Source organism: Agrobacterium sp. 22-3639C2, assembly GCF_053522105.1.
In genome coordinates this window covers 1-25,089 of sequence record NZ_JBNWDB010000007.1, presented here as the reverse complement: position 1 = coordinate 25,089, position 25,089 = coordinate 1, and the positions used below count along the sequence as shown (strand labels likewise).

Annotated in this window: 29 protein-coding genes; 13 read left to right on the top strand and 16 right to left on the bottom strand. The window is 57.7% G+C overall.

Annotated elements, in window-relative coordinates:
- Positions 1–19: 19 nt before the first annotated feature.
- The 7 genes from araD to arsH all read left to right on the top strand — a co-directional run bounded on the left by araD (position 20) and on the right by arsH (position 6,119).
- Positions 20–1,744: an L-arabinonate dehydratase gene (gene araD, locus ACQZ6D_RS25160; RefSeq protein WP_003518044.1), complete on the top strand. Its 1,725-nt coding sequence runs from the start codon at positions 20–22 to the stop codon at positions 1,742–1,744.
- 16 nt (positions 1,745–1,760) lie between these two features.
- Complete coding sequence (locus ACQZ6D_RS25155) at positions 1,761–2,558, top strand: NAD-dependent epimerase/dehydratase family protein (RefSeq protein WP_003518043.1); 798 nt, start codon at positions 1,761–1,763, stop codon at positions 2,556–2,558.
- A 34-nt stretch (positions 2,559–2,592) separates the two neighbouring features.
- Positions 2,593–3,312 (top strand): ribonuclease activity regulator RraA, encoded by a 720-nt coding sequence (locus ACQZ6D_RS25150; protein WP_003518042.1) that lies wholly within the window; start codon positions 2,593–2,595, stop codon positions 3,310–3,312.
- 261 nt (positions 3,313–3,573) lie between these two features.
- Positions 3,574–3,930, top strand: a complete 357-nt coding sequence (locus ACQZ6D_RS25145) for an ArsR/SmtB family transcription factor (RefSeq protein WP_115062504.1) — start codon at positions 3,574–3,576, stop codon at positions 3,928–3,930.
- Entirely contained in the window at positions 3,930–4,988 is a 1,059-nt protein-coding gene (gene arsB, locus ACQZ6D_RS25140; RefSeq protein WP_013761984.1) for an ACR3 family arsenite efflux transporter, read from the top strand. Before ACQZ6D_RS25145 ends, arsB begins: the two co-directional genes overlap by 1 nt.
- A gap of 2 nt (positions 4,989–4,990) precedes the next feature.
- Positions 4,991–5,416, top strand: coding sequence for an arsenate reductase (glutaredoxin) (gene arsC, locus ACQZ6D_RS25135; RefSeq protein WP_003518039.1), 426 nt, complete (start codon positions 4,991–4,993; stop codon positions 5,414–5,416).
- On the top strand, positions 5,391–6,119 hold the full coding sequence (gene arsH / locus ACQZ6D_RS25130; RefSeq protein ID WP_025595273.1) for an arsenical resistance protein ArsH: 729 nt from the start codon (positions 5,391–5,393) through the stop codon (positions 6,117–6,119). Before arsC ends, arsH begins: the two co-directional genes overlap by 26 nt.
- Positions 6,120–6,123: 4 nt before the next feature.
- On the opposite strand, the gene arsK is transcribed toward arsH, so the two are convergent.
- The 3 genes from arsK to ACQZ6D_RS25115 form a co-directional block, all read right to left on the bottom strand.
- Positions 6,124–7,329 (bottom strand): arsenite efflux MFS transporter ArsK, encoded by a 1,206-nt coding sequence (arsK, locus tag ACQZ6D_RS25125; protein WP_448730432.1) that lies wholly within the window; start codon positions 7,327–7,329, stop codon positions 6,124–6,126.
- The gene (locus ACQZ6D_RS25120) at positions 7,322–7,693 is read right to left on the bottom strand and encodes an ArsR/SmtB family transcription factor (protein WP_003518036.1); all 372 of its coding nucleotides are present in this window, start codon (positions 7,691–7,693) and stop codon (positions 7,322–7,324) included. Before ACQZ6D_RS25120 ends, arsK begins: the two co-directional genes overlap by 8 nt.
- A 139-nt stretch (positions 7,694–7,832) precedes the next feature.
- On the bottom strand, positions 7,833–8,756 hold the full coding sequence (locus ACQZ6D_RS25115) for a LysR family transcriptional regulator (RefSeq protein WP_003518035.1): 924 nt from the start codon (positions 8,754–8,756) through the stop codon (positions 7,833–7,835).
- Positions 8,757–8,868: 112 nt separating this feature from the next.
- Here ACQZ6D_RS25115 and ACQZ6D_RS25110 point away from each other — a divergent pair, with 112 nt between their 5' ends.
- The 5 genes from ACQZ6D_RS25110 to speB are packed head-to-tail and all read left to right on the top strand — an operon-like array spanning position 8,869 to position 12,785.
- The gene (locus ACQZ6D_RS25110) at positions 8,869–9,711 is read left to right on the top strand and encodes a transporter substrate-binding domain-containing protein (protein WP_112154359.1); all 843 of its coding nucleotides are present in this window, start codon (positions 8,869–8,871) and stop codon (positions 9,709–9,711) included.
- A gap of 19 nt (positions 9,712–9,730) precedes the next feature.
- Positions 9,731–10,381, top strand: a complete 651-nt coding sequence (locus ACQZ6D_RS25105) for an amino acid ABC transporter permease (RefSeq protein ID WP_003518032.1) — start codon at positions 9,731–9,733, stop codon at positions 10,379–10,381.
- Entirely contained in the window at positions 10,378–11,028 is a 651-nt protein-coding gene (locus ACQZ6D_RS25100; protein WP_111788742.1) for an amino acid ABC transporter permease, read from the top strand. Before ACQZ6D_RS25105 ends, ACQZ6D_RS25100 begins: the two co-directional genes overlap by 4 nt.
- A 1-nt stretch (position 11,029) precedes the next feature.
- The gene (locus tag ACQZ6D_RS25095; protein WP_003518027.1) at positions 11,030–11,812 is read left to right on the top strand and encodes an amino acid ABC transporter ATP-binding protein; all 783 of its coding nucleotides are present in this window, start codon (positions 11,030–11,032) and stop codon (positions 11,810–11,812) included.
- A gap of 19 nt (positions 11,813–11,831) precedes the next feature.
- Positions 11,832–12,785: an agmatinase gene (gene speB, locus ACQZ6D_RS25090; RefSeq protein WP_013761977.1), complete on the top strand. Its 954-nt coding sequence runs from the start codon at positions 11,832–11,834 to the stop codon at positions 12,783–12,785.
- Between the two features lie 210 nt (positions 12,786–12,995).
- Here speB and ACQZ6D_RS25085 read toward each other — a convergent pair whose 3' ends face one another.
- The 6 genes from ACQZ6D_RS25085 to ACQZ6D_RS25060 form a co-directional block, all read right to left on the bottom strand.
- Positions 12,996–13,670 (bottom strand): 4-carboxy-4-hydroxy-2-oxoadipate aldolase/oxaloacetate decarboxylase, encoded by a 675-nt coding sequence (locus ACQZ6D_RS25085; RefSeq protein ID WP_035199831.1) that lies wholly within the window; start codon positions 13,668–13,670, stop codon positions 12,996–12,998.
- 101 nt (positions 13,671–13,771) lie between these two features.
- A complete protein-coding gene (locus ACQZ6D_RS25080) occupies positions 13,772–14,608 on the bottom strand; it encodes an ABC transporter substrate-binding protein (RefSeq protein WP_019566615.1) in 837 nt (278 codons plus the stop codon).
- 30 nt (positions 14,609–14,638) lie between these two features.
- Positions 14,639–15,400 carry an amino acid ABC transporter ATP-binding protein gene (locus ACQZ6D_RS25075; protein ID WP_003518020.1) on the bottom strand — a complete coding sequence of 254 codons (762 nt, stop codon included), beginning with the start codon at positions 15,398–15,400 and terminating at the stop codon, positions 14,639–14,641.
- The gene (locus ACQZ6D_RS25070; protein WP_003518019.1) at positions 15,397–16,155 is read right to left on the bottom strand and encodes an amino acid ABC transporter permease; all 759 of its coding nucleotides are present in this window, start codon (positions 16,153–16,155) and stop codon (positions 15,397–15,399) included. Before ACQZ6D_RS25070 ends, ACQZ6D_RS25075 begins: the two co-directional genes overlap by 4 nt.
- Entirely contained in the window at positions 16,152–16,859 is a 708-nt protein-coding gene (locus ACQZ6D_RS25065; protein ID WP_003518018.1) for an amino acid ABC transporter permease, read from the bottom strand. Before ACQZ6D_RS25065 ends, ACQZ6D_RS25070 begins: the two co-directional genes overlap by 4 nt.
- Positions 16,856–17,635 carry an SDR family oxidoreductase gene (locus tag ACQZ6D_RS25060; RefSeq protein ID WP_003518017.1) on the bottom strand — a complete coding sequence of 260 codons (780 nt, stop codon included), beginning with the start codon at positions 17,633–17,635 and terminating at the stop codon, positions 16,856–16,858. Before ACQZ6D_RS25060 ends, ACQZ6D_RS25065 begins: the two co-directional genes overlap by 4 nt.
- Before the next feature lie 210 nt (positions 17,636–17,845).
- Here ACQZ6D_RS25060 and nac point away from each other — a divergent pair, with 210 nt between their 5' ends.
- A complete protein-coding gene (gene nac / locus ACQZ6D_RS25055) occupies positions 17,846–18,751 on the top strand; it encodes a nitrogen assimilation transcriptional regulator NAC (RefSeq protein WP_003518016.1) in 906 nt (301 codons plus the stop codon).
- Between the two features lie 45 nt (positions 18,752–18,796).
- Here nac and ACQZ6D_RS25050 read toward each other — a convergent pair whose 3' ends face one another.
- From ACQZ6D_RS25050 to ACQZ6D_RS25020, 7 genes are read right to left on the bottom strand one after another with little or no spacing between them, the layout of a single operon-like run.
- Complete coding sequence (locus ACQZ6D_RS25050; RefSeq protein WP_065703391.1) at positions 18,797–20,002, bottom strand: pyridoxal phosphate-dependent aminotransferase; 1,206 nt, start codon at positions 20,000–20,002, stop codon at positions 18,797–18,799.
- A gap of 49 nt (positions 20,003–20,051) precedes the next feature.
- Complete coding sequence (locus tag ACQZ6D_RS25045) at positions 20,052–20,819, bottom strand: 5-oxoprolinase subunit PxpA (protein WP_127966414.1); 768 nt, start codon at positions 20,817–20,819, stop codon at positions 20,052–20,054.
- Positions 20,820–20,849: 30 nt separating this feature from the next.
- On the bottom strand, positions 20,850–21,845 hold the full coding sequence (locus ACQZ6D_RS25040; protein WP_209159635.1) for a 5-oxoprolinase subunit C family protein: 996 nt from the start codon (positions 21,843–21,845) through the stop codon (positions 20,850–20,852).
- Positions 21,842–22,549, bottom strand: coding sequence for a 5-oxoprolinase subunit PxpB (gene pxpB, locus ACQZ6D_RS25035; protein ID WP_111788736.1), 708 nt, complete (start codon positions 22,547–22,549; stop codon positions 21,842–21,844). The genes ACQZ6D_RS25040 and pxpB overlap by 4 nt, the downstream gene beginning before the upstream one ends.
- Positions 22,546–22,974, bottom strand: a complete 429-nt coding sequence (locus tag ACQZ6D_RS25030; protein WP_025595283.1) for a hypothetical protein — start codon at positions 22,972–22,974, stop codon at positions 22,546–22,548. The genes pxpB and ACQZ6D_RS25030 overlap by 4 nt, the downstream gene beginning before the upstream one ends.
- A complete protein-coding gene (gene accC, locus ACQZ6D_RS25025) occupies positions 22,971–24,359 on the bottom strand; it encodes an acetyl-CoA carboxylase biotin carboxylase subunit (RefSeq protein WP_025595284.1) in 1,389 nt (462 codons plus the stop codon). Before accC ends, ACQZ6D_RS25030 begins: the two co-directional genes overlap by 4 nt.
- Complete coding sequence (locus ACQZ6D_RS25020) at positions 24,359–24,793, bottom strand: acetyl-CoA carboxylase biotin carboxyl carrier protein (protein WP_060642168.1); 435 nt, start codon at positions 24,791–24,793, stop codon at positions 24,359–24,361. The genes accC and ACQZ6D_RS25020 overlap by 1 nt, the downstream gene beginning before the upstream one ends.
- Between the last annotated feature and the right edge of the window lie 296 nt (positions 24,794–25,089).

The window sequence follows — 25,089 nt, the reverse complement described above, 5'->3', positions numbered from 1 at the left end:
GTAAAGCAGGACCTTTGACATGACCGACAAAAAACTCCGTTCCTCCCGCTGGTTCGCGCCTGACGATCTGCGCAGTTTCGGCCACCGCTCACGCATGATGCAGCTTGGCTATTCGGAGGAGGATTTTGCCGGCAAGCCCGTCATCGGCATTCTCAACACCTGGTCGGAGCTGAATACCTGTCACTCGCATTTTCCCGAACGTGTGAAGGATGTGAAGCGCGGCGTTCTACAGGCAGGTGGCTTCCCGGTCGAGATGCCCTCGCTTTCGGTCGATGAGAGTTTCACCAAGCCGACCTCCATGCTCTATCGCAACATGCTCGCCATGGAGACGGAGGAAATGATCCGTTCGCATCCGCTGGATGGCGTGGTGCTGATGGGTGGTTGCGACAAGACCACCCCCGGCCTCGTCATGGGAGCGATCTCGGCCGGCGTGCCGATGATCTATCTTCCGGCCGGGCCGATGCTGCGCGGCAACTATGCCGGCAAGGTGCTGGGCTCCGGCTCCGATGCCTGGAAATACTGGGACGAGCGCCGGGCCGGTAACGTGACCGATGAAGAATGGCGCGGCGTGCAGGGCGGCATTGCCCGCTCAGCCGGCGTCTGCATGACCATGGGTACGGCATCGACCATGACGGCAATCACCGATGCGCTCGGTCTCACTTTGCCCGGCGCTTCCTCCATCCCGGCGGTGGACGCCGAACACCAGCGCATGTCGGCAGGCTGTGGCCGTCGCATTGTGGAAATGGTGGCCGAGGAGCTGACCCCGGATCGTATTCTTACTGCGCCCGCGTTTCGGAATGCGGCCATCGTTGCCATGGCGACCGGTTGTTCCACCAATGCCGTCGTGCATCTGATTGCCATGGCGCGCCGCGCCGGTGTGCCGATGACGCTGGACGAGCTGGACGAACTCGGCCGCGTGACGCCGCTTATCGCCAATGTCCGCCCCTCCGGCAAAGATTACCTGATGGAGGATTTTTATTATGCGGGCGGTCTGCGAGCCCTGATGAAGCAGATCGAAAGCCGTCTGGACTGTTCCGTGCTCACCGTTACCGGCCGCAGCATGGGCGAAAACCTCGAAGGCGCGCGGGTCTATAATGACGACGTCATCCGATCGCTGGATAACCCTGTTTACGCTGAAGGATCGCTTGCCGTTCTACGCGGCAATCTCTGCCCGGATGGTGCTGTGATCAAGCCCGCCGCCTGCGATCCGAAACTCCATTTCCATGAAGGTCCGGCGCTGGTCTTCGATAGCTACCCTGAGATGAAGGCGGCGATCGACGATGAAAATCTGGATGTGACGCCCGATCACGTTCTGGTTCTGCGTAATGCGGGCCCGCTTGGCGGCCCAGGCTTTCCCGAATGGGGCATGTTGCCCATCCCCAAGGCGCTGATCAAGAAGGGTCACCGCGATATGGTGCGCATTTCCGATGCCCGCATGTCCGGCACCTCCTATGGCGCCTGCGTTCTTCATGTCGCGCCGGAAAGCTTCGTCGGCGGTCCGCTTGCCCTGCTGAAGACCGGCGATATCGTGCGGCTCGATCTGCCCCAGCGCCGTCTCGACATGCTGGTCAGCGAAGAGGAGATCGCCCAGCGTCGGGCCGCGTGGCAGGCGCCGCCGCCGCGTTACGAGCGTGGTTATGGCTACATCTTCTCGAAACACGTTACCCAGGCGGATGCCGGATGCGATTTCGATTTCCTGCAGACGGATTTCGGCCGCACCGCTGGCGAACCCGACATATTCTGAGACGGGAGCGCGCAAAATGATGAAACGTTTGCTGATTACGGGCGCCGGCGGCAAGCTGGGCAGCATGTTGCGCGGCAGGCTCGGCCATCTCGCGGAGATCATCCGCCTTTCGGATGTGGTTGATATGGGTGCGGCGGCAGCGAATGAAGAGATCATCCGCTGCTCTCTGGAGGACGGAGGCGCCGTCCATGCGCTGGTCAAGGATTGCGACGGCATCGTCCATCTCGGCGGCATCTCCGTGGAAAAGGCTTACGATCCCATCGAGGCCGCCAATCTGCGCGGCGTCTATAATCTTTACGAGGCAGCAAGGCTTGCTGGCATGCCACGCATCCTGTTTGCCTCCAGCAACCACACCATCGGATATTATCCGCAGGGTGAGCAGCTATCGCCGCAGACGCCGTTTTTGCCGGATGGCCTTTACGGCGTCTCGAAGATTTTCGGCGAGGCAATGGCGAGCCTCTACCATTCCAAATTCGGACAGGAAACGGCCATCGTCCGCATTGGCTCCTGCGAAGAGAAGCCCACCAACTGGCGCATGTTATCCACCTGGCTCAGCCATGACGATCTGGTCTCCCTGGTAGAGGCCGTATTTCACGCGCCAAAACTCGGTTGCCCGGTCATCTGGGGCGTCTCTGCCAATGACGACAGCTGGTGGGATAATTCCCACGTCGATTTTCTCGGCTGGCAGCGGCGGGATAATGCCGCACGCTTCCGGGCCGATATCGAACGGGATGTCCCTCGCCCTGATCCGGATGCCGCAATCGCGAAATACCAGGGCGGCGTTTTCATAGACGAACCGATCCACAAAAACTGATGTGCAGACACTCACGCTATTCGAGGAGAATAAGATGAATACAGAAACCAGGGAAAAATTGATGACGGTTTCCGTCGCCACCCTCGCAACCGCACTCTACAAGCGCGGCCTGCGCAACCAGGTCATTCAGGGCGTCCACCCGCTTGGCCACAAGGGCGCGAACATGGTCGGGCCTGCTTTCACGCTGCGTTACATGCCCGCCCGCGAAGACCGCAACCAGCTGGTGGAATTCCGCAACCCCGCACATCCCCAGCGCGTCGCCATTGAGACCTGCCCGCCCGGCCACGTACTGGTCATGGACAGCCGCAAAGACCCGAGCGCCGCATCCGCTGGTGATATTCTTATCACCCGCCTGATGGTGCGCGGTGCTGCCGGCGTCGTTACGGATGGCGGTTTCCGCGATGCTGCGACGATTGCGGAGCTGGATATTCCAGCCTACCACACCCGACCATCCAGCCCTACAAACCTCACGAAACACGAAGCAATTGAAATTAACGGCCCGATCGGCTGCGGCGATGCCCCGATTTTCCCCGGGGATATCATTGTCGGCGATGCGGATTGCGTCATCGTCATCCCCGCCGGAATTGCCGACGAAATCGCGACAGAAGCGGTGGAAATGACCGCTTACGAGGATTTCGTGGTCGAACAGGTGAAGGGCGGCGCAACCATCATCGGTCTTTATCCCTGCACGAAGGACGAACACCAGAAGGCTTTCGCCGTATGGCGCGAACAGAGAGACCGTTCGGGCGCGTGAGCCGAACAGAACGCTTGCCGGTTTCGTCCGCAATGCCTTGAAGCAAGCCTGCATGGGTGGCGTCCCACTCATGCAGGCGGACTCGCGTGTGCAATAATACCAAGTCGCCGAAGCGACTGGGCCGACGATTTTCCCGCACTAAAAACCGGCCCGAAATGGGTTTCTGTCGATATTCGTAAAATGATCCCCTGGAGTTTGCCGTGTATGGTAAAACCCGCAAAAACACATTGACTATGCCTATATTTCCATTAATCTAGATATATGGAACAAGAACAGGCTATTCTCGCTTTGGCAGCGCTTGCGCAGCCAACCCGTCTCGAAACTTTTCGGCTGCTTGTGCGGCACGCACCGGAAGGCTTGCCGGCGGGTGACATCGCGCGCGCGCTGGTGGTGCCGCAAAACACCATGTCCGCGCATCTGAATGTTCTGTCACGCGCGGGCCTCGTATCATCGCAACGCCAGAGCAGAATCATCATGTATCGCGCGCAGATAGAACAGCTTCGCGACATGACGCTGTTTCTCCTGAAAGATTGTTGTGGTGGATCGGCAGAGCTTTGCGCTCCGCTGATCGCCGAGTTGACGCCCTGCTGCACTCCACACGGGGGAAAGTCAGCCTGATGTCCACATTTGAACGTTACCTAACCGTCTGGGTGTTTCTGTGCATCATCGTCGGTGTCGCCCTCGGCCATTTGCTGCCCGGCGTCTTCCAGCTCATTGGCGCGGCCGAGATTGCCAAGGTGAATATCCCTGTCGCAATCCTGATCTGGCTGATGATCATTCCGATGCTGCTGAAGATCGATTTCCGCTCTCTCACGCAGGTCGGCACCTACTGGCGGGGTATCGGCGTCACGCTGTTCATCAACTGGGCCGTCAAGCCGTTCTCGATGGCGTTGCTGGGCTGGCTCTTCATCGGCTGGCTGTTCCGCCCCTATCTTCCCGCTGACCAGATCGACTCCTATATTGCGGGACTGATCATTCTTGCCGCAGCGCCCTGCACTGCCATGGTCTTTGTGTGGTCTAACCTGACACGCGGCGAACCACTGTTCACGCTCTCGCAGGTCGCACTCAACGATGCGATCATGGTCATCGCCTTTGCTCCCATTGTCGGCCTTTTGCTTGGCCTGTCCGCAATCACCGTTCCATGGGACACGCTCGTCCTCTCCGTTGCCCTCTATATCGTCGTGCCCGTCTTCCTCGCGCAGTTCATCCGGCACCGGCTCATGGCGGACGGAACGTCACGGATGCTCGATCGCATTCTCGCAAGGCTGCAGCCGATTTCGCTGGTAGCGCTGCTTGCAACACTGGTTCTTCTCTTCGCCTTCCAGGGCGAGCAGATTATCGCCCAACCGGCCGTTATTGGCTTGCTTGCAATCCCCATCCTTATCCAGGTCTATCTGAACTCCGGGCTCGCCTATCTTCTGAACCGGATGAGCGGCGAACGGCACTGCATTGCCGGTCCGTCGGCACTGATCGGTGCAAGCAATTTCTTCGAACTCGCGGTTGCGGCCGCTATTAGCCTGTTCGGTTTTCAATCAGGCGCAGCACTGGCAACCGTCGTCGGTGTCCTCATCGAGGTTCCAGTCATGCTCTCGGTCGTCTGGATCGTGAACCGCTCGAAGGATTGGTACGAGGCGGCCCCAGCCGTTTCCCGAAACACAATTACCGAAAGGCAATGAGCATGGACGTCACCATCTATCACAACCCGGATTGCGGCACTTCGCGCAACACCCTCGCACTCATTGAGCACGCCGGTATTCAACCCACTGTGATCGAGTATCTGAAAACCCCGCCGAGCCGCGAGCAACTCGTCAAGATGATCGCCGACGCCGGGCTGACCGTCCGCGAGGCGATCCGCGAGAAGGGCACGCCCTATACGGTGCTTGGGCTTGGATATCCTGAACTGACCGATGACCAGTTGATCGATGCCATGCTCGAGACGCCAATCCTGATCAACCGGCCATTCGTCATCACCCCAATGGGTACGCGGTTGTCGCGCCCCTCGGAAGTGGTTCTGGATATACTTCCGGCAGACGCATTCAAGGGGCCGTTTACCAAAGAAGACGGCGAACAGGTCCTCGATGATGAAGGAAAGCGCATTGCCTGACACATTCCCCGCACTTGAGGGCCAGCACCTGCACGCGATTGATCTCGATGCTCTGCGTCCGGCCTTTTCGACACATAAGCCCCGCATTCTGATCCTCTACGGTTCGCTACGCGAGGTGTCCTACAGTCGTTTGCTTGCCTTCGAAGCAGGGCGGCTGCTCGAACGGCTTGGATGCGAAGTTCGGATATTCGATCCGAAGGGCCTGCCTTTGCCCGACGAAGCACCCGTGAGCCACCCGAAGGTGCAGGAATTGCGTGAGCTCTCGCAATGGTCGGAAGGGCAGGTTTGGGTAAGTCCCGAGCGCCACGGCGCGATGACCGGCATCATGAAGTCGCAGATAGACTGGATTCCTCTCTCGCTCGGATCTGTTCGCCCGACACAGGGCAAGACGCTCGCCGTCATGGAGGTTTCCGGCGGCAGCCAGTCCTTCAATGCTGTGAACCAGATGCGTATCCTCGGGCGATGGATGCGGATGATCACCATCCCCAACCAGTCGTCGGTCGCAAGGGCGTATCAGGAGTTCGATGCTAACGGACGGATGAAGCCGTCTCCCTATTACGACCGGGTGGTGGATGTCTGCGAGGAGCTGGTGAAGTTCACCATCATGACCCGCGATGCCTCGGCCTATTTGACCGACCGCTACAGCGAGCGGAAGGAAGAAGCAGTCGAGTTGGAGAAGCGGGTCTCCCTGAAGTCGATCTGACGACCTAGGTTGTTGCGGTGGCTGGCCGCCGACAGGACGCTGCCACCGCAACGAATGCCGTGATGCTGACCGCGCCGAGACATGCGTTTCCAATGAGTGACAGGCTCAGGCCAAAGTTTTCCATGGACGCCGCGAACGCGAAGGGTGCCCCGGCTCCGAGCGCCAGTCGAGCTGCCGCCATCTTGCCCGTGATCGCGCCATACCCTTCCGATCCGAACAGATAGAGTGGCAGGCTGCCCTGCGCGATGCTGTTGATGCCTGACCCAAGCCCGAGGCAGATTGCGAACGCGACTGCCCCCGGTAGCCAGTCTCGCGTTGCCAGCAAGATCAGGATGCCGAACACGATCAGCACCGCCGACAGGACGGCAAGCGCTGGCGGCGACAGGTTCTTTCCGAAGACCATGTTGATCAGGCGGCTTGCGACCTGTGCCGGACCGAACAGAGATCCTATAACTACTGCCGCGCCACCTAGCCCGATGGAACCGAGCATCGGCACCATGTGCGCGAGGATCGCGGCAAGCGTAAATCCGAGAAGCGCGAAGGCGAACGACACCATGATCATGCTTCGGCGGCGCGCATCGTGGGGGATTGCTCCTATTATGGCTTCGCGAGGCACAGCCGCATCCGCATTCGGTCCGGTCTTGCCGACGCGCACGATCCAGACGTGTAGAGGCATGCAAAGGAACAGATTCAGCGCTGCAAAGACCAGATAGATCTCACGCCACGACATCCATTCGGAAAGCGCGGCCGAGATCGGCCAGAAGATCGTCGATGCGAATCCACCGATCAGCGTGAGGTAGGTGATGCTCCGGGATGCGGTTCTGGGATCGCTTTCGACCAGCGTCGCGAATGCGGCCTGATACTGCACCATTCCGGACGATACCTCGAGCAGGATGATGGCAACGGCGAAGATTGCGACTGACGGTGACCAGGCACAGAGCGACAGCATCAAGGCCGCAAGGCCTGAGCCGACCGTCATCACCGTGGCGGCTCCGATCCTATCCATCTGCCTGCCGATATAGGTTGCCGACAGACCTCCGATGAATAGCGACACCGAAAAGACGCCAAATACCTCCGCCAATGTCAGGCCGAGGTCTTCCGCCATGCCGGGGGCAAGAATACTGAAACTGTAATAGAGAGTGCCGTAACCGATGATCTGCGTGAGGCCAAGCGCTGAGACGATGCCAGCAGGTACTTTCGAATTATGCAATGATATTGCCCCCATCGGAGGAAGTGCCGGCCGGACTGGCGCATCCATCGCTTCGCTCGACATTCTCCAGAATCGCCGGATGTTCGGCACAACAGTCTTCTACCAGGAATTTCACAAGCTCGGCCAAAGTGTCGTAGCTGGCGCTGTAAAGGATAGACCTCGATATTCGTCGTTGCGAGACCAGGCCAGACCGCTCCAGTTCCTTGAGATGAAACGACACGTTCGTTGCCGAGACGCCCATGCGCTCGGCGATTGCACCGGCGGCCAGTCCGTCAGGACCGGCAACGACAAGTGCTCGAACGATCGCGAGGCGCGTCTCCTGAGAGAGGGCAGCAAATGCCGAAAGAGCCTGATGCTGATCCATACTTCAATAATCCTTGAATTATTGAAGTATGGATAGCGAACGGCGATGCCATCGGCAAGGCAATTTCTTCCGAGATCACACTTGCCCCCTGGAACATACGTCGGCGTTCGCGGCGACCGGGCTATGAGCGGCGTATGCTCTACGCCTTGCGCGCGTTCTTGTGAAACGCCTCTGATGCGAAACCGGCGAGTTCGCGAATGAAGAAATCGAGCACCGTCGAAGGCTTTTCAGCGGACCGAGTGGCAATAACGAAGGTGGACTGGATACGGGTCTTTGCTGCCATCAACGGCCGGAAAATTCCTTTCTGGACCCAATCATCCGCATAATGATCAGGCAGATACCCAACATAGTGGCCGGACATCACGAACATCGCCTGCGCCTCCATGTTGGAGGCCGAAGCGCGCGCCCGTGCCTGCGGAAAATATTGCAGCTCACGCATATTGGCATAGGGCCGCACGACAAAATCGAAGGATTCGATGCGCTCGACGGAAAGTTCGGCATCGGGAAGATGAAAGAGCTGGTGTCCCTTCGCGCAATACAGTGAATGCGCCTCTTCCCTGAAGCGCGAAAGCTTCAGGCCCTGATACGGCAGCGTTTCCGGTAAAAGTGCGATGTCCAGGCCGCCATTGGCAATTTCCGACAACAGGGCGTCCGGCGTGTCGATCACCAGCTCGATACGTGCTTCCGGTGCCTTTTCGCTGATGCGGGCGATGATCCGGTGAATGGGCAGGTCGTGATCGGTAATCGTGTTGTCCACAAGTCCCAGTCGCAACGTACCGGTAATACGGTTCTTGAGCGTACCGATATCGCTTTCGAAGGCGTTCAGCGCCAGGAACAGCACTTTCGAACGCTCATGTACGAGCGCGCCGCGATCCGTCAATTCAAAACCGGATCGCCCTCGCCGACACAGCTTGAAACCGAGCCTGTCTTCCAGCGCCTTGATATGGAAACTGACAGCGGACTGGCTCAGCCCGAGCGTGATTTGCGCGCCGAGAAAACTCTTGTGCTCCACGACGGCGCGGAAGACGGCGAGAGAACGAAGGTCGGATTGCGCGAGCTGCATGGGAACCGTTACATCAATTTTACAAATATAAACTCCATCAGTTTCCTATTTTTGTGGAATAATGTCCATGGTTTCCTCCTCCCCAATTACAAACCAATAAGGGAACGAAACCATGCAAAACCTGCCCACTCTGAAATCTCTCGCACTCTGCGCAGCTTTCGCCGTCAGCCTCGGCGCATCCGCCCATGCCGCCGATCTTCTGGAAAAGATCAAGGCCGATAAGGTTTTCACTGTCGCAACCGAGGCCCGGTTTGCGCCGTTCGAATTTGTCGAGGACGGCAAGATCGTCGGTTATTCCGCCGACATCATGCAAGAAGTCATGAAAGCCTTGCCGGGCGTTGAGCTGAAGCGTCTCGATCTGCCCTGGCAGGGCATCCTGCCAGGCCTTGCCGCCAGCCGCTTCGATTATGTCGTGACCTCGGTCACCGTGACGCCGGAACGCATGAAGGCCTACAAGCTCTCAGCACCCGTTGCCGATGCGACGATGGCAATCCTGAAACGCAAGGGCGATGCCGAGATCTCCAAGCCGGAAGATATCGCGGGTAAGCCCGTCGGCTCGCAGGCGGGCTCCGCGCAGCTCAAGGCGCTTGAGACGTTTTCCGCCGAACTGAAGGCCGCCGGCAAGAATGCCACGACGGTCTCCAGCTACACGGATTTCTCGGAAGCTTATGCCGACCTCGGTGCCGGGCGCCTGCGCGCCGTCGTCAACTCGCTTCCAAACCTTCTGGAAGCTGCACGCCAGCGGCCGGATGCTTTTGAAGTCGTTCTGCCGACCTTCGGACCGAAGACCTATTTCTCATGGGCGGGCCGCAACGATACTGACAGTGCGACGCTAAATGCCTTCATGGACAGTGAATTGGCAAAGCTCAATGCATCCGGCAAACTGGCCGAATTCCAGAAGAAATGGTTCGGCGCGCAGATGGAGCTTCCCGCCACTCTGCCGGCGACTGAGTGACCGGCAGGTCGAACCGGTCATGGACAAGATATCTTTTGCCATCTGGCCGGTTCTTCTGGACGGCCTCTTCACCACGCTGACCGTCAGCCTTTCGGCGCTTCTTCTGGGAGCGCCGCTGGCCCTTCTCCTCGCGGCCTGCGGTCGCAGCGGCCGCCTGCCCCGCCTGGCATCCGGCCTCTACATCTCCTTCTGGCGAGGCACGCCCATTCTAGTCCAGCTGCTGATCGTCTTCTACGTCCTGCCACTTCTGGGGCTGGATCTGACGCCGGTTGCTGCCGCAACTTTGGCGCTGGCGCTAAACACAGCAGCCTTCCAGTCGGAGATATACAGGGCAGGCCTGCAATCCATTCCAAAGGGAGAGCGGGAAGCTGCCGCCATGCTCGGCCTTTCCGCAGGTCGTACATTCCTGCACATTGAAGTGCCTCAGGCCTTCAGAACCATGTTGCCGGCACTTGTCGGCGAGATACAGGCTCTCGTGAAGAACTCCTCACTCGTTTCGGTCATCGCCGTCACCGACTTGACGCGCCGTGCCCAGCAATATGCAGCCACCACCTTCCGGCCACTCGACGCCTATCTCTCGGCTCTCCTGCTTTATGTCGCTGTTGGAGCGCTGCTTGCGGGAATAGGCCTCCTTGTCGAACGGCACCTGACAAAGGGAGCGACGCGATGATTTCCGGCTTCCTGAACGATATTCCTCTCTATGCGGCCGGGTTGTTCACAACACTGACAGTTTCCATTGCGGGTATCGCACTGGCCGTCATCATTGGTATCGTGCTGGCTGCGGCGCTACGGTCGCGGTACATGGCCATCTCCCTGCCGGTAAGGCTTTATGTGGAGTTTGCCCGCGGCGCGCCGCTCGCGCTGATCCTGTTTCTTTTCTATTATGGCGGCCCGCAATTGGGGCTGATCCTCAGCCCCTATGCCGCCGGCATCGTCGGTCTCGGCCTCTATGGCGCTGGCCCCTTTGCGGAGATTTTCCGCGCCGGTTTCAATGCCGTTCCAAAAGGCGAGATCGAAGCGGCGGGAATGCTGGGCATTACCTCCGGCGACACCTTTCTCCACATCCAGATGCCGCAGGCGCTGGCACTGACGCTGCCGGCTTCCGTCGGCCAGGCCATTAATCTCGTCAAGGAATCCGCCGTTCTGTCCGTCATCACGCTCAGCGAGCTGACCAAGGTCGCCGGTACGATCAGCTCGATCACCTTCGCGGTCGTAACCCCTTATCTCACCATTGCCCTGCTCTACTGGGCAATCGTCGAAATCCTGTCGCGGCTCGGCCTCTATCTCGAACGCCGCCTTTCCACCGAAGGCTCCTGACATGAGCGAACGAACAGTTGTTATTTCCGCGCGCGGCTTGGAGAAAAGGTTCGGTGACAAGACCGTTCTGAAAGGCATCGATCTCGACATTCATATGGGTGATGTCCTGTGCATCATCGGACCTTCGGGATCGGGCAAGAGCACGCTTCTGCGCTCGCTTGCATTTCTCGATCCCTATGACGCGGGTGATGTCGATGTCTTCGGCCGCCTGATCGGCTGGCGTGAAACCCCGCTTGGCCGCGAACGCGCCGGTCCGAAAGAACTGGCAGAGACGCGCCGCCCGCTTGGAATGGTCTTTCAGCACTTTCATCTGTGGCCGCATATGAGCGTCATCAAAAACGTGACATTGGCGCTCAGGCTCGTCCATGGTCTTCCCCAGGCCGAAGCGATAAAGCGCGGCCGCGCCATGCTGGATAAAGTCGGGCTTGCCGCTTTCGCTGACCGCCGACCCGACGGCCTGTCCGGTGGGCAGAAGCAACGCGTCGCCATCGCCCGCGCACTGGCGGTGAACCCCCGCGCCATGCTGTTCGACGAACCGACCTCCGCACTCGATCCCGAACTTGTCGGTGAAGTGCTTTCCGTCATGAAGACGCTCGCGGCGGAAGGAATGACCATGGTCATCGTCACGCACGAAATGGGTTTTGCCGCGCATGCGGCCAACCGTGTCGTCTTCATGGATGACGGCAAGATCGTTGAGGAAGGCGCGCCGCAGACGCTTTTCAGTAATCCGAAGAGCGAACGCCTTTCCCAATTTCTGCAAACCTGGCGCGAGCGCGCACTTTGATATCTGAAAGGACATCTCCATGACTGCCCACGGCTATGACGGCGGACGATTGAACCTGCCATTCGTCGGTATTTCCACCTTTGCCAAAAGTCCCTACGTCGAAAACTGGGACGCGATCGACGCGGATGTTGCGGTTCTCGGTGCCCCGTTCGATTTTGGGACGCAATGGCGCCCCGGCGCCCGCTTCGGGCCGCGCAGCATCCGTGAGGCCTCCACCCTGTTTTCCTTCGGCCACGCGGGCGCCTACGATCACGAGGACGACGTCACATATCTGGAAGGCGTGAAGATCGTCGATATAGGCGACGCCGACATTGTTCATACCGATACGGTGAACAGCCACGCGAATATCGAGTTCGGCGTCCGCAAAATCCTTAAAGCCGGCGCACTGCCTGTGGTGCTTGGCGGAGACCACTCCATCAACATCCCTTGCATCAATGCCTTCAGCGATCAGGAGCCGATCCATCTGGTGCAGATCGACGCGCATCTCGATTTCGTCGATGAGCGTCACGGCGTCCGCTTCGGACATGGCAGCCCCATGCGCCGCGCCTCGGAAAAACCGTGGGTCACCGGAATGACCCAGCTCGGTATCCGCAACGTCTCCTCCACCGCAAAGGAAGGATACGACTATGCCCGCTCCCAGGGTTCGGATATTCTCTCCGTGCGCCAGATCCGCAAACTCGGCGTGGACGCCGTAGTGGAGCGCATCCCCGCGGGCAAGCGCTATTATCTTTCGATCGATATCGATGGCTTCGACCCGTCCATCGCGCCAGGAACCGGGACCCCGAGCCATGGCGGCTTCATCTATTACGAGGTACTGGAACTGATTGCAGGTCTTGCAAAGCGTGGCGAGATCGTCGGCATTGATCTGGTCGAGGTCGCGCCTGATTACGATCACACCGGCTCAACCGCCATTCTGGCTGCGCAGATTCTGCTCAACACGATCGGACGTATCTTCATAGCTCGGAACGCATAAAAAACCGCGATCCGCCCATACTGGATCCTTGGCCACGCAGCGCGCAAGAAGGGCCGCCCTTGGGGCTTCCTGGAGTTCGATGGTCTCGTCAGCCGTGAAGCCAAAAGCCCTCCGCGGGGGGAGGGCTTTTGTTTGCATTGATGTAGCTATGGTTGCGACGGTTTTAAAAGTTCAAAAACGCCAAACGCGCCTCGCTGCACCACACAAAAATCAGATATCAACGACAAGCCCCTTTGCCTTCAGGACGGGCTCCAGATTGCTAACTTCGATAACGGATTTGCCCTGCTTGTAAGCTTCAATGAAGCCCGCTTCAGCATCTTCGCGAATTTGCGAAAGACGTGCTGATTCCTGAGCGTCCGCACGACGCACAACCACCAAACCGTCCGCATCGCCAACAATGATGTCGCCGGGATTGACGATCTCATCGCCAATGATGATCGTATCGTTTACTGCGGCAATCGTTTCCTTGACGGTACCCTTGATGCAGACGCTGAACGAGAACACAGGGAAGCCAAGGTCTCGAAGCTGCAAGGTGTCACGCACACCGGTATCCGTCACCAGACCACCGATCCCCTTTGCAAGGCAGGCATTTGCCAGCACGTCGCCAAAGGAACCAGCCTCTTCGTACTCACCAGCTGAAACCACGATGATGTCGCCGGGCTTGGCGTAATTAATGGCCAGCTGCAACATGATGTTGTCACGCGGCGCGCATTTGACGGTAAAGGCGGGACCACACAGTTTCATGCGGTAATCGACAGGCTTGATGCGGGAGGAAAGTGCGCCCCTGCGACCCTGTGCCTCGTGGATGGTTGCCGGCGAAAACTTCGAAAGGGCTTCGATTTCTGCCTTGCTTGGCCGTTCTGCTATATCTTTAATGTGGATCATAAAACCTCCCACGGTAAGGCTGGCGGCGGGAACGTCCCGCCACTCGCATTGAGTTTAATTGTCATGTGTCAATCGTTGCCGTGGCTTGAAGCCAGGCGGGATCAGGGGATCGGGTCGAATTTCAGCTCGGAGAGCGGGACGACCTTGTCCGTACGGGTCATTTTGTATTCGGTATTCGGGCCAAGCCACTTGTCCCAGATTTTGTTTATCTCGCCGGAGGCGTCGAGTGTGCGCAGCACTTCATTGATTTTCGCTGTGAGGGCAGGATTGTCCTTTGCCATGCCGACACCGATCGGCTGATAGAGCATAGGCTCCTCGATCATGCGCATCGGTTTGCCCTTGGTCTTCGATTCATTGACGAACTTGGTGGTGGTCATGGTGTTGGCCACCATACCCCGCGCCTTGCCCTGCTGAACGGCAAGATAGGCAGAGGCAGTATCCTGGAAGGTCAGCGGCTCGGACTTGTTGAGCTTGATAGACATTTCAGAGGTCGAGCCCTTGGTGGAGGCGACACGCTGGCCCTCGTAATCCGACTTCTTCTTGCCGGCATCATCAACGGGCACGATCAGCATTTCCTTGGCGAGATAATAGGGATCGCTGAACTGAATCTGCTCGGCGCGGCTTTGTGTGTAGGCGAGATTGGCGACGGTGATATCGACGCGGCCAAGCTTGACTTCCGGCACACGGGCTTCCACCGACACCGGTTTGACTTCGGCCTTAACGCCCAGTTCCTTGGCGATCGCGTTGCAAAGATCAACGTCAAAACCGGCCATTTCACGGGTCTTCGGATCGGGTGCCGCGAATGGCACGACATCAGCAAAGGTTGCGCAACGAAGCACCTTGTTCGCCATGATCGTATCGAGTTGATCAGCCGCCGCTGGTGACGCGAGAGCGGTTCCAGCCAGTGCAACGGTAAGTGTCAGGCATTTCCAGTTCATGGTCAGTTCTCCTCTTATGATTGATTGGTATCAGTGGCGCAGATCGGAAAGGAACCGCTGCGCGCGCGGATGGCGTGGTGCTGTAAAAAACTCTTCCGGCGTCGCTTTTTCGAGAATTTCGCCGGCGTCGATGAACCAGATGCGGTCGGCAACTTCACGGGCAAAGCCCATTTCGTGGGTCACGCAAAGCATGGTCATGCCCTCTGCCGCGAGCCCCTTCATGACGGCCAGCACCTCTCCAACCATTTCCGGGTCGAGAGCGCTTGTCGGTTCATCGAACAACATGACGGGCGGCTCCATGGCCAGCGCACGCGCAATTGCCACGCGCTGCTGCTGACCGCCGGACAATTGCCCCGGATAGGCGCCGGCCTTGTCGGAGAGGCCTACCCGATCCAGAAGCTTCAAAGCTTTCTGGCGGGCAACATCAGGTGCGACGCCTTTCACCCGGATCGGGGAAATCGTGACATTTTCGACAACGGACAGGTGCGGGAAGAGATTGAAATTCTGGAACACAAAACCAACTCTGCTGCGCAGAAGATTGAGTTCCTTTGTCTTGGTTGCCGCGTGAATATCCTGCCCATCGAGCGTGATGGATCCGCTGTTGATCTCTTCGAGACGATTGACGGTACGGATCAATGTGGATTTGCCGGAGCCGGAAGGGCCGCAGATGACGATAACCTCGCCCCGCGCGACTTCGGCGTCGACATTCTTCAAAACCTCGTAGTCGCCATAACTCTTGCAGACATTGGAAATGCGGATGGTCTGCTGTGTTGATGATGCCGTGTTTGTCATGGCTGCTCCGTTATGATTTTCGCCTGCGCCTGCAATGCCTGTTGCCGGCGACCGACCACACCGGCACGGCGTTTGGCGATACGCCGCTCGACGGCATTTGCGAGATACGTCAAGCTCCAGCAAATGGCGTAGTAGACAACCGCGAGGATGAGGAAGACCTGGAATGGTTGGGTCAGAAGCTGATTATTGACCTGACTTGCCGCAAAGGTGAGGTCGGGTACGTTGATGACGTAACCGAGCGTCGTATCCTTGATCGTGGCGACGAATGTCGAGATCATGCTGGGGATCATGTTGTAAAGCGCCTGCGGCAAGATGATGAAGCGCATTGCACCGAGATAGCTGTGGCCAAGCGCTCTCGCCGCATCCATCTGCCCCGCACCAAGAGCGACAATACCCGCTCTTACGACTTCGCTGAGAAATGCGCCCTGATAGATGACAAGCGTCGTCAACATGATGACGAAGCTCGGCACGTCTGCGCCGGTCCACAGCGGAACGAGGAAATAACTCCACAGGATGAGCATGAGCAAAGGCACGCCGCGCGTGACATAGACCAGCCCCGTTACCGGCCACCGCAGGAGCCGCCACTTGGACAGGCGCGCCATCGCCATAAGGATGCTGACAGGAAAGGCCAGTGCGATGGCAAGGGCAGACAGGATGATCGTGTTCGCAAGCCCTCCAAGCGGGCCGTTCGGATATTGCCCGATCAGCAGCAGCAACCAGTTGTCATGAACGATGGTAATCATGTCGCCGATCATCCGCGTGCCCTCCACGCCGGATCAAGGCGCATCGAAAGATACGCACCGGCACCCATGATCAACAGCGAGAAGAAGAGGTACAGAACAGTTCCGACAAGATAGATCTCGAAGGTCTGGAAGCTGAGATTTTCAATTTCCTTGATGGCATGCGTCAATTCGGAAGCGCCGATAATGAGGGCGAGGCTGCTGTTCTTGAACAGGGAGACACTGTGATTGATGAGCGGCGGCAGGGCATTGCGCACGCCTTGCGGCATGATGATGAAGCGCATCGCGGAGAGATAACCGTGTCCCAATGCCTTGGCCGCTTCCATCTGTCCCGGGCTGACGGAGCGCAGGCCTGAACGCAGATCCTCACTGAAATAGGCTGCCTGACAGAGACCAAGACCCACCACGGCAAAGATCGCTTCGGCATTGTGACCGATCAGCCAGTCCGTCAAACCTGAAGGCAGGAGCGTGAATATCCCGAAGTACCACAGCATCAATTGCACGAGTGTGGGCACATTGCGGTGGTAGGAAACATAGGCCGCCACGGCGCGATCAGCAAAACGCGACGATGAAAACCGCACGCATAACAGGACCAGCGCAAGCGTCATTGCGAGAGACCATGACCCGATAAAGATGACGAAGGTCATCTGCAATCCGTGCCATAGCATTGCAATATATTGCGGGTCGCTCAGGATTGCCGACAGGTCGAAACCGCTCACGGCTTTTGTTCCTTCGCTGCGTCAGCTTGCGCCACAGTCTGCGGTTTGGCCGTCTGAAGTCCGCCCATAACCTGCAATGTCGGGGTAATTTCCATATGGCCGATATTCATGGAAACTGGCGCGGCAACGGCAAAGGCTATCGCGTCGGCAATATCTTCCGCTTTCGGCAACTCGAAACCATCGATGAAGCGCTCGCGCACGCTCGGATCGTTGCCGTGAACGTGAGTGAAGATATCCGTCGCCACGCGGCCGGGGCAGATCTCCGTTACGCGGACGCGTCTGCCGAATGCATCCAGCCTCAACTGGTTCGAAAGCATGGCGACACCAGCTTTAACGGCATGATAGGTCGAGTTGCCACCGAAATTATAGTTTCCGGCGATGGACGAGATATTGACGACATGCCCGCGATCACGCTCCACCATGCCCGGAACAATCAGCCGGCAGATGTGGAGAACGGCACGGAGATTCACATCGATCAAAAGGTCGATATCCTCCGCATCAGCCTGAAGGAACTTCTTCGGCCTGTCGACGCCGGCATTGTTCACGAGAATGTCGAACTGCACCTTGTTTGCAAGATCGGCAATTGCAGCGCGATCGGTAACGTCGATCGCGTGCGGTATGCAGCCGGTGCGTTCGGCAAGTTCATTCAGGGCGCCGGCGCTGCGGGCAACCGCGTGGACTTCAATGTTTTCGCGGCAAAACCGCTCGACGACAGCGGCACCGATACCGGATGAAGCACCGGTGACCAAAGCGGTCTTGTAATCGGAGAATGGCATTCTGATCCCCTTTTTTGTTACCATCAACACTAGCGAAGCTTTCCCTGCTTGCCTAAGACCGATTATTTTTGGAGTAATAAGTAAGTTTTATGGAGACCCGCAAACAGGCAATTAGAGACGGGATTCCAGGATGTTCTTGTTCCAGGCAGGAGCTTTCCGCTCTGGCGCCCAGATTGCAAAACGCGTGCGAGCCTGTAAGCTGCGCCAAGCATGGATATAAGACGTCTCAAATCATTCATCGTCATCGTAGACAGTGGCAGCATCACGCGCGCCGCAGATATTCTGCATCTGGCGCAACCGGCACTCAGCCAGCAACTAGCCGCGCTCGAAGATCATTTCGGCCAGAAATTGCTCATCCGCAGCCAGCAGGGCGTGACGATGACGGATGCGGGACATGCCGTTTACCGCCATGCACAGATCATATTGCGCCAGATGGAACAGGCGCAGGTTGACGTATCGGCGGCTGGTAACTCAATTGCGGGACGCGTCTCTGTCGGTCTGGTCCCATTCAGCAGCGCTGCAACGCTTTCCGTGGAGCTGTTGGCGGAAACGCGCAAGCGACATCCGGGGATATTGATCCACCTGACGGAAAGTGTGGGACAAACCTATAGCCAGATGATCATGAATGGACGTCTGGAACTGGCTTTGATCCATGGGGTCGGACCAATCAAGGGCGTAAAATTCGAGCCCATGCTCAGCGAAGAATTTTATCTTGTCGCACATCGCGATTTCGCAATCGAAGCGGATTCAAAACCGGTGCCGATCGCCGCGCTTGATGGCATGCCCATGCTGATGCCACCCGCGTATAATTTTGTCCGGCGCGCTGTAGACACGGCATTCACCCGCAGCCGGATCAATCTGAAGGTCGTCGCGGAAGTGGAAATCGTCAGGACGCTTGCCCGCGCCGTTGCAAGTGGTCTCGGCGCAACCATCATGCCAAAAGCCATTGCCAACCGGATCGTCTCGGAAACGAGCGAACCACTTATTTGCCGGCTGCTGTCGCCACGGATAGAAGAAACACTGTCGCTCTGCATGTCCGACCAGAATTCGCTGTCTGAGCCGGCTTTTGCCGTCAAGGATATTCTGGTGGAACTGACGGAAAAATTGAAACTTTAGAGTATCCTTTGGCCCGGCAGCCGAGCCAAAGGATCGTTTTCAGGATCAACGCATATCCTGGCAGAACTGCGCAATGCGGGCGCAACCTTCGCTCAACATCTCCATGCTCGTTGCATAGGAGATCCGGAAGTATGGGCTCATACCATAGGCGGCGCCCTGTACCGTTGCCACGTGATGCTCATCAACCAGCGCCATCACAAAATCCACATCGCCTTCGATTTTGCGTCCGCCCTTGGTGGTCTTGCCGATAAGCCCAGACATATTGGGATAGAGGTAAAAGGCGCCTTCCGGCTTATGGCAGCGCAAACCGTCAATCTCGCCGAGTTTGCTCAGAACAAAATCGCGACGGTCGCGATAGATAGCGGCGCGTTCTTTAAGAAGATCCTGGGGACCGTCCAGCGCTGCAATCGCTGCCGCCTGCGAAACAGTGGCAATGCCGCCGCCGTTCTGACCGTTTACATTGCTTATTGCGGCGATAAGTTCCTTCGAGCCGCTGGCGCAATAGCCCAGACGCCATCCCGTCATGGCGTAAGCCTTCGACACGCCGTTCATTGTCAGAACGCGGTCATAAAGCCGCGGCTCCACATCGGCAATTGTGCCGAATTCGAAGCCATCATAGACAAGATGCTCGTAAATATCGTCAGTCAGGATCCAGACATGGGGATGACGCAGCATAACCTCTGCGATTGCTTTCATCTCCGCGCGGGAACAGGCGGCGCCGGTGGGGTTGTTGGGAAAATTGAGAATGAGCCACTTCGTACGTGGCGTAATCGCAGCTTCCAAATCTTCGGCACGCAGTTTGAAACCGGTTTGTTCGACGCACGGCACAGCGACGGGAACACCCCCTGCGAATTTGACGATATCCGCATAGCTGACCCATGACGGGGTGGGAATAACGACCTCGTCGCCCGGATTGCAGGTTGCAAGCATGGCGTTGAAAATTACCTGTTTGCCGCCTGCGGAAACGATGATCTGGCTGGCATCGTAGGTCAGATTATTGTCCCGCTTGAACTTTCTGGCGATCGCGGCTTTCAGCGCAGGCGTGCCATCCATCGGTGGATATTTCGTCTGCCCGCCAAGGGCTGCTTCGTGCGCGGCCTCGATTGCGTGAGCAGGCGTCGGGAAGTCCGGTTCACCTGAGGAGAGGCTGACCACCTTGACACCCTGCGCGGCCAGCTCTCTGGCGCGTTGGGTCATGGCGGCGGAAGCGGAGATGGAGACGTTTTTCAGGCGGTCTGATGTAGAGGGCATCTGCATGATCTTTCAGTAAGATTTAGAGAACGGGCCAACCAGAGGCCCATTAAGACGCGAGTTCTGCGGCAGGCGCGAGCGTTGCGCCGGAGGCGCTGATTTCACTACGCACGATACGCGCCAGCTCCAGTGAACCGGGCGTATCACTGTGGACGAGAATGGAGCGAGCCGGCATTGTGATGACCGTGCCATCAATGGCTTCGACCGTGCCATCGGTCAGGAACCGGCGGACACGGGCGCGCACCGATGGTTCATCCTTGACCAGCGCGCCGGGAAGACCCCGCGCTACAAGGCTTCCCCTGGCGTCATAGGCGCGATCGGCCAAAAACAATGCCAGGGTCTTCAATCCAGCGCGTTTTGCCGCTCTCTCGATTTCGCTGTCCGGCGTTACGAACACCACAAGCTTCGGATCAACTGCAGAAATGGCATTCATCATCATATCAGCAAGCGCCGGGTCGCGATTGACCATATTGCCCATGGCCGCATGAAAACTGAAGTGCCCGACTTCGACGCCTTCGCTTTTGGCAATCGCGATCAAGGCCCCGAGCTGATAGAGCATCTGCTGTCTCAACTCATCCGGCTGGAAGGGCATTTCGCGTCGGCCGAAGCCTGCCCTATCAGGCAATCCCGGATGTGCGCCGATGCCGACGCCATTTTCTTTGGCAAGGCGAACCATTCGCGCCATCGTATCTGGCTCGCCGCCATGAAAACCACAGGCAATATTAGCCGACGATACGATCTTCATCATCGCTTCGTCGTCACAGAGCCGGTAAGGACCGAAGCCTTCGCCCATGTCGGAGTTCAGATCGATCTTCATCGTTTCCTCCCTTTGCTCCCTGGTTGTCCGTCAACCCATCGCATTCAGCGCTCGCTTGACCATTTGTGAGGTCTGGCGAACATCATCGACGTATTTCGCAACTGCCCGCTCGGCCACACGCGCTTCCTCGTGATTGGACCTCACGAATTTGATCTTCCCACCCGCGCGTGCCTGTCCTAACCGCCACAGGTCGGCTTCGATCACGCCGGCAATCTTTGGATAACCGCCCGCCGTATTTGCATCGCTCATCTGGATGATCGGCTCGCCACCTGGCGGCACCTGTACAACGCCCGGCATCACACCGTGGGAACGCATTTCGATGGCTTCGGTCGGTTTTATAGGATCACCCGACAGCCGGTAACCGGTCCGGTCGCTGCGGGAGGATATGCGCCAGATCTGGCTCCAGAATTCCTCGCCATCATTGGCAAACAGCTTTTGTTCACCGGCCGGAATAGCACGTATCGGCAAAACGCCGTCCACTACAGGCGGGAAAATATCGCTTAAAGCCACGGAAGGCTCAACTACACCAAGCCCGTTTGATGGCAGTGGTAACAGATCGGCGGAAGCCCCTATTTCGAGCCTGTCACCTTTTGCAAGCGGTCGCCCATCGTGACCGCCGAAACTGCCGCGCAGTGCCGTGCTTCGAGATCCCATCAAAACCGGAACGTCCAACCCGCCCGTAACTGCGACATAGGCGCGGGCGAGTTTCGGCGGCTGCCTCAGTTCCAGTATCTGACCTTCCTTGCCGATATGAGCGCACCAGGAAAGCAGCTCTTTCCCGTCAAGCAACGGGCGCCCATCCGTCCCGGTAACGGCAAATGTTGCTGTTTTCGTAAAACGCAATCTGAATGGAAAAGTCTGGACCTCGATGACGGCAGCATCTGCGGCATTACCGGTCAGAATATTGCCGATCTTAAGCGACAGAGGATCCATGGCACCGCCAGCAGAAACTCCGATGTCACGGTAACCGGGGCGACCGAGGTCTTGCACGGTGTTGAAGGGGCCGGTTTCGATAATCTCGATCATAGCTCGATCCCTGTAGGTATGAAGCGTACCGTATCTCCGGGTGCCAAAAGAGCTGGCGCAGAAGAGGCGGGATCGAACATCTGCAAATCGGCGTAACCGATGGAATTCCACCCATTCGGTCCGGTCAACATCGCCACACCCGTCTGCATTCCACCGATCGTCACGCAACCCTTTTCCATCTTGATCGATGGCACGGTTTTTCGGGGCATATAGATGCGCGCATCAAGACCATGCAGATAGCCAAAGCCCGGCGCGCTCCCAAGCGCGAAGACGCGGTAGGTCGCCTCATGGTGAATCCGCACGACTTCGCGGTCGCTCAGCCCTGAAAAATCACAGATGGCTGGAAGGTCGGCAGCGTATTCGCCCCCATAATGTACCGGTATTTCAACTGTCTTCCCGACAATATCCAGACTGGCTGCTTTATCCCAGGCATCGAGCAACTGGGACACGATGAACTCTGGATCTTCAGGCGTTTCCTTAAAAATCGCCAAAAGGTTCGTCATGCCGGGAATGACTTCCGCAACACCTGCCCAGACTTTTACCGTTTGCGAAAGCGCCCAGATCCAGCGTTGTGCTGGCAGATCAAATTCGCCGGATGCTTCGAGCAAGAATGACCGGGAGCCTATGAACGAAACGCGCGCCTGGCCTTTGATGACGGGCTGGATTTCGTGACGAGGTGCTAGAGTGTTCGATGTCGCAATCATGATTGAAGCTCGATTTCGAACAGCGGATCACCAAAACCAACCAGAGCATCCTGCACGGCAAGCTGATTGACGAGCGAACCGTTACGACCCGCGACAACGGGGATGAGAATGTGGTCGATCCGGATAAATCCAATCACGTCATCTGCAGCAACCAAACGCGGAAGATTTTGCATTTTTGCAGGCAGAGCAGGCTTAGAAGAGCAGAAGAGACCGGCAATCGGCGCTTTTACCACCACTTTCGAAACAGCGCCCTTTGGTGAGCAAACAGTGCCGGCGACGGAAATTGCAGATCTTGCCGAAGCAGAAACAATAATGCGTACCTGACCCTCAGGCGTCGTGATTTCCACGCCATCCACGCCTGCATCCGTCAGCATATCGGTCAAAGCTGTGAGTAAGACAGGGTCGCTAAAGTCGGGCCTGCTCATGCCGCGTTCCGTTCTTTTAGCCATTGTTCAAGATAGTGAATGTCTGTTTGGCCCTGCGCAAAAGCCTCGTCCTCAAACAGGGCGCGCAGGAGCGGAAGATTGGTCGAAATACCCTCCACCCGTGTACCCGCAAGCGCTTGGCGCATCCTAACCATGGCTTCAGCACGGGTCGGCGCATGTACGATCAACTTGGCGATCAAGGAATCATAATAGGGTGACACCCGGTAGCCGACATGGATATGGGTATCGACGCGAATCCCCTCTCCTTCCGGCAGCACAAGATTGGTCACGATGCCTGCCGAGGGGAGAAACTTATCAGGATCTTCGGCATTGATCCGGCATTCGAAAGAATGTCCGTCGCAGATAACATCTGCCTGCCGCAAGTCCAGAGGCTTACCCTGCGCCGCCTTGATCTGGGCCTGAACGATGTCGATGCCGCTCGTCATTTCCGTGACGGGATGTTCGACCTGCAAGCGCGTATTCATCTCGATGAAATAGAACTTGCCGTCTTCAAACAGGAATTCGAAAGTTCCCACCCCGCGATAGCCAATCTGTCGGCAAGCCTCGACGCAAGCCATACCAACCGGCTGGATCACATCGACCGAAATTCCAGGCGCTGGCGCTTCTTCGACCACTTTTTGATGACGACGTTGCATCGAACAGTCGCGGTGACCAAGCCAGACGGCATTGCCGTGCGTGTCGCACAAGACCTGTATCTCGATATGACGGGGATGCTGGAGAAACTTCTCCATATAGAGGACAGCAGAGCCAAAAGCCTGCCTCGCCTCCTCCCTCGTCAAGGTAATGGCTTCATGAAGCAAGGCAGCTTCCTGCACCACCCGCATGCCACGCCCGCCACCACCGCCCGCAGCCTTGATGATGATTGGATAGCCGATCTCATTCGCGATACGCTCAACCGTTTCAGCATCCTCGGGAAGCGCTGTATCCGGTCCCGGTACACATGGCACACCGGCCGCAATCATTGCCCGTTTGGCAGCGATCTTGTCGCCCATCGTGGAGATCGACCTTGCGTCCGGACCGATGAATACGAGACCGGCATCTTCGACAGCCTGAGAAAAGGCGGCATTTTCGGACAGAAATCCATAACCGGGATGGATCGCACCCGCACCCGTCAGACGGGCAGCGATTAAGATAGCATTCTGATTGAGGTAGCTCTTGGCAGCATTCGCCGGGCCAACACAAAGGAAGGTATCAGCCGTTTGGCCATATGGAGCCTGCCTGTCCGCCTCAGAGCAGATGGCCACGGTCTTCAAGCCCAATTCGCGGCAGGCGCGCTGAATGCGTGCAGCAATTTCACCCCGGTTGGCAATCAGGACCGTGTCGAAACCCGGTATATCCGATGTGGTGTTGAGACCTTCCGCCACTACGCGATCTCCGCCAGCAAATCATTGGCCTCAACCTCGCCACCATCAACCTCCGTCAGATAGGTGATCCGGCCAGCGCGTGGCGCAACAATTTTATTGAAGACTTTCATGGCTTCGATGATGAAGAGGGCCTGCCCCTCCTCGACCACATCTCCAGCCTCGACAAATGAAGGTTGTCCCGGCGCGGAAGCGCGATGCAAAACCCCAAAAATCGGGGCATGAACGGAAGTGGCCGATGTGGCGGCAGGAAGGATCGACTCCGACCGATCGATCAGGGCGTCATCCTCGGCTTTGACCGGGACATTGCTGCCAGTCTCTGTTCGAGGTGCGGTTTTGAATATCCGCACAGTTACGCTTTTCTCTGTCACCATGAGTTCGGTGACGTTCGTTCGTCCGACAAAATCAATCAGCGTCTTTATCTTTGGCAGGTCCATAAGCGTACTCGGCATTGTCCAAAGCCACCCGGTAATCCCGCACGATCGGGGTCACTTTCGGCTGCCTTAGACCTAGCACGATAGGCTGTTTGATGGGGTCAGAAGAACTTTTGATGGAGGTGTTCAATGAATAGGGGCCGTGAGCCCGTTGAGTTCGCGAAGCTCGAGTGTGCGTAATGGATCGACCGCTGCACGCCATCAGAGCCCCACGTGGCTATACCGCCAGCAATTCATTTGCGGTATCCAAGGCCCTAAACGCAAGGCGCCCTCCGGGATGGGAGGGCTTTGTTGTTGAT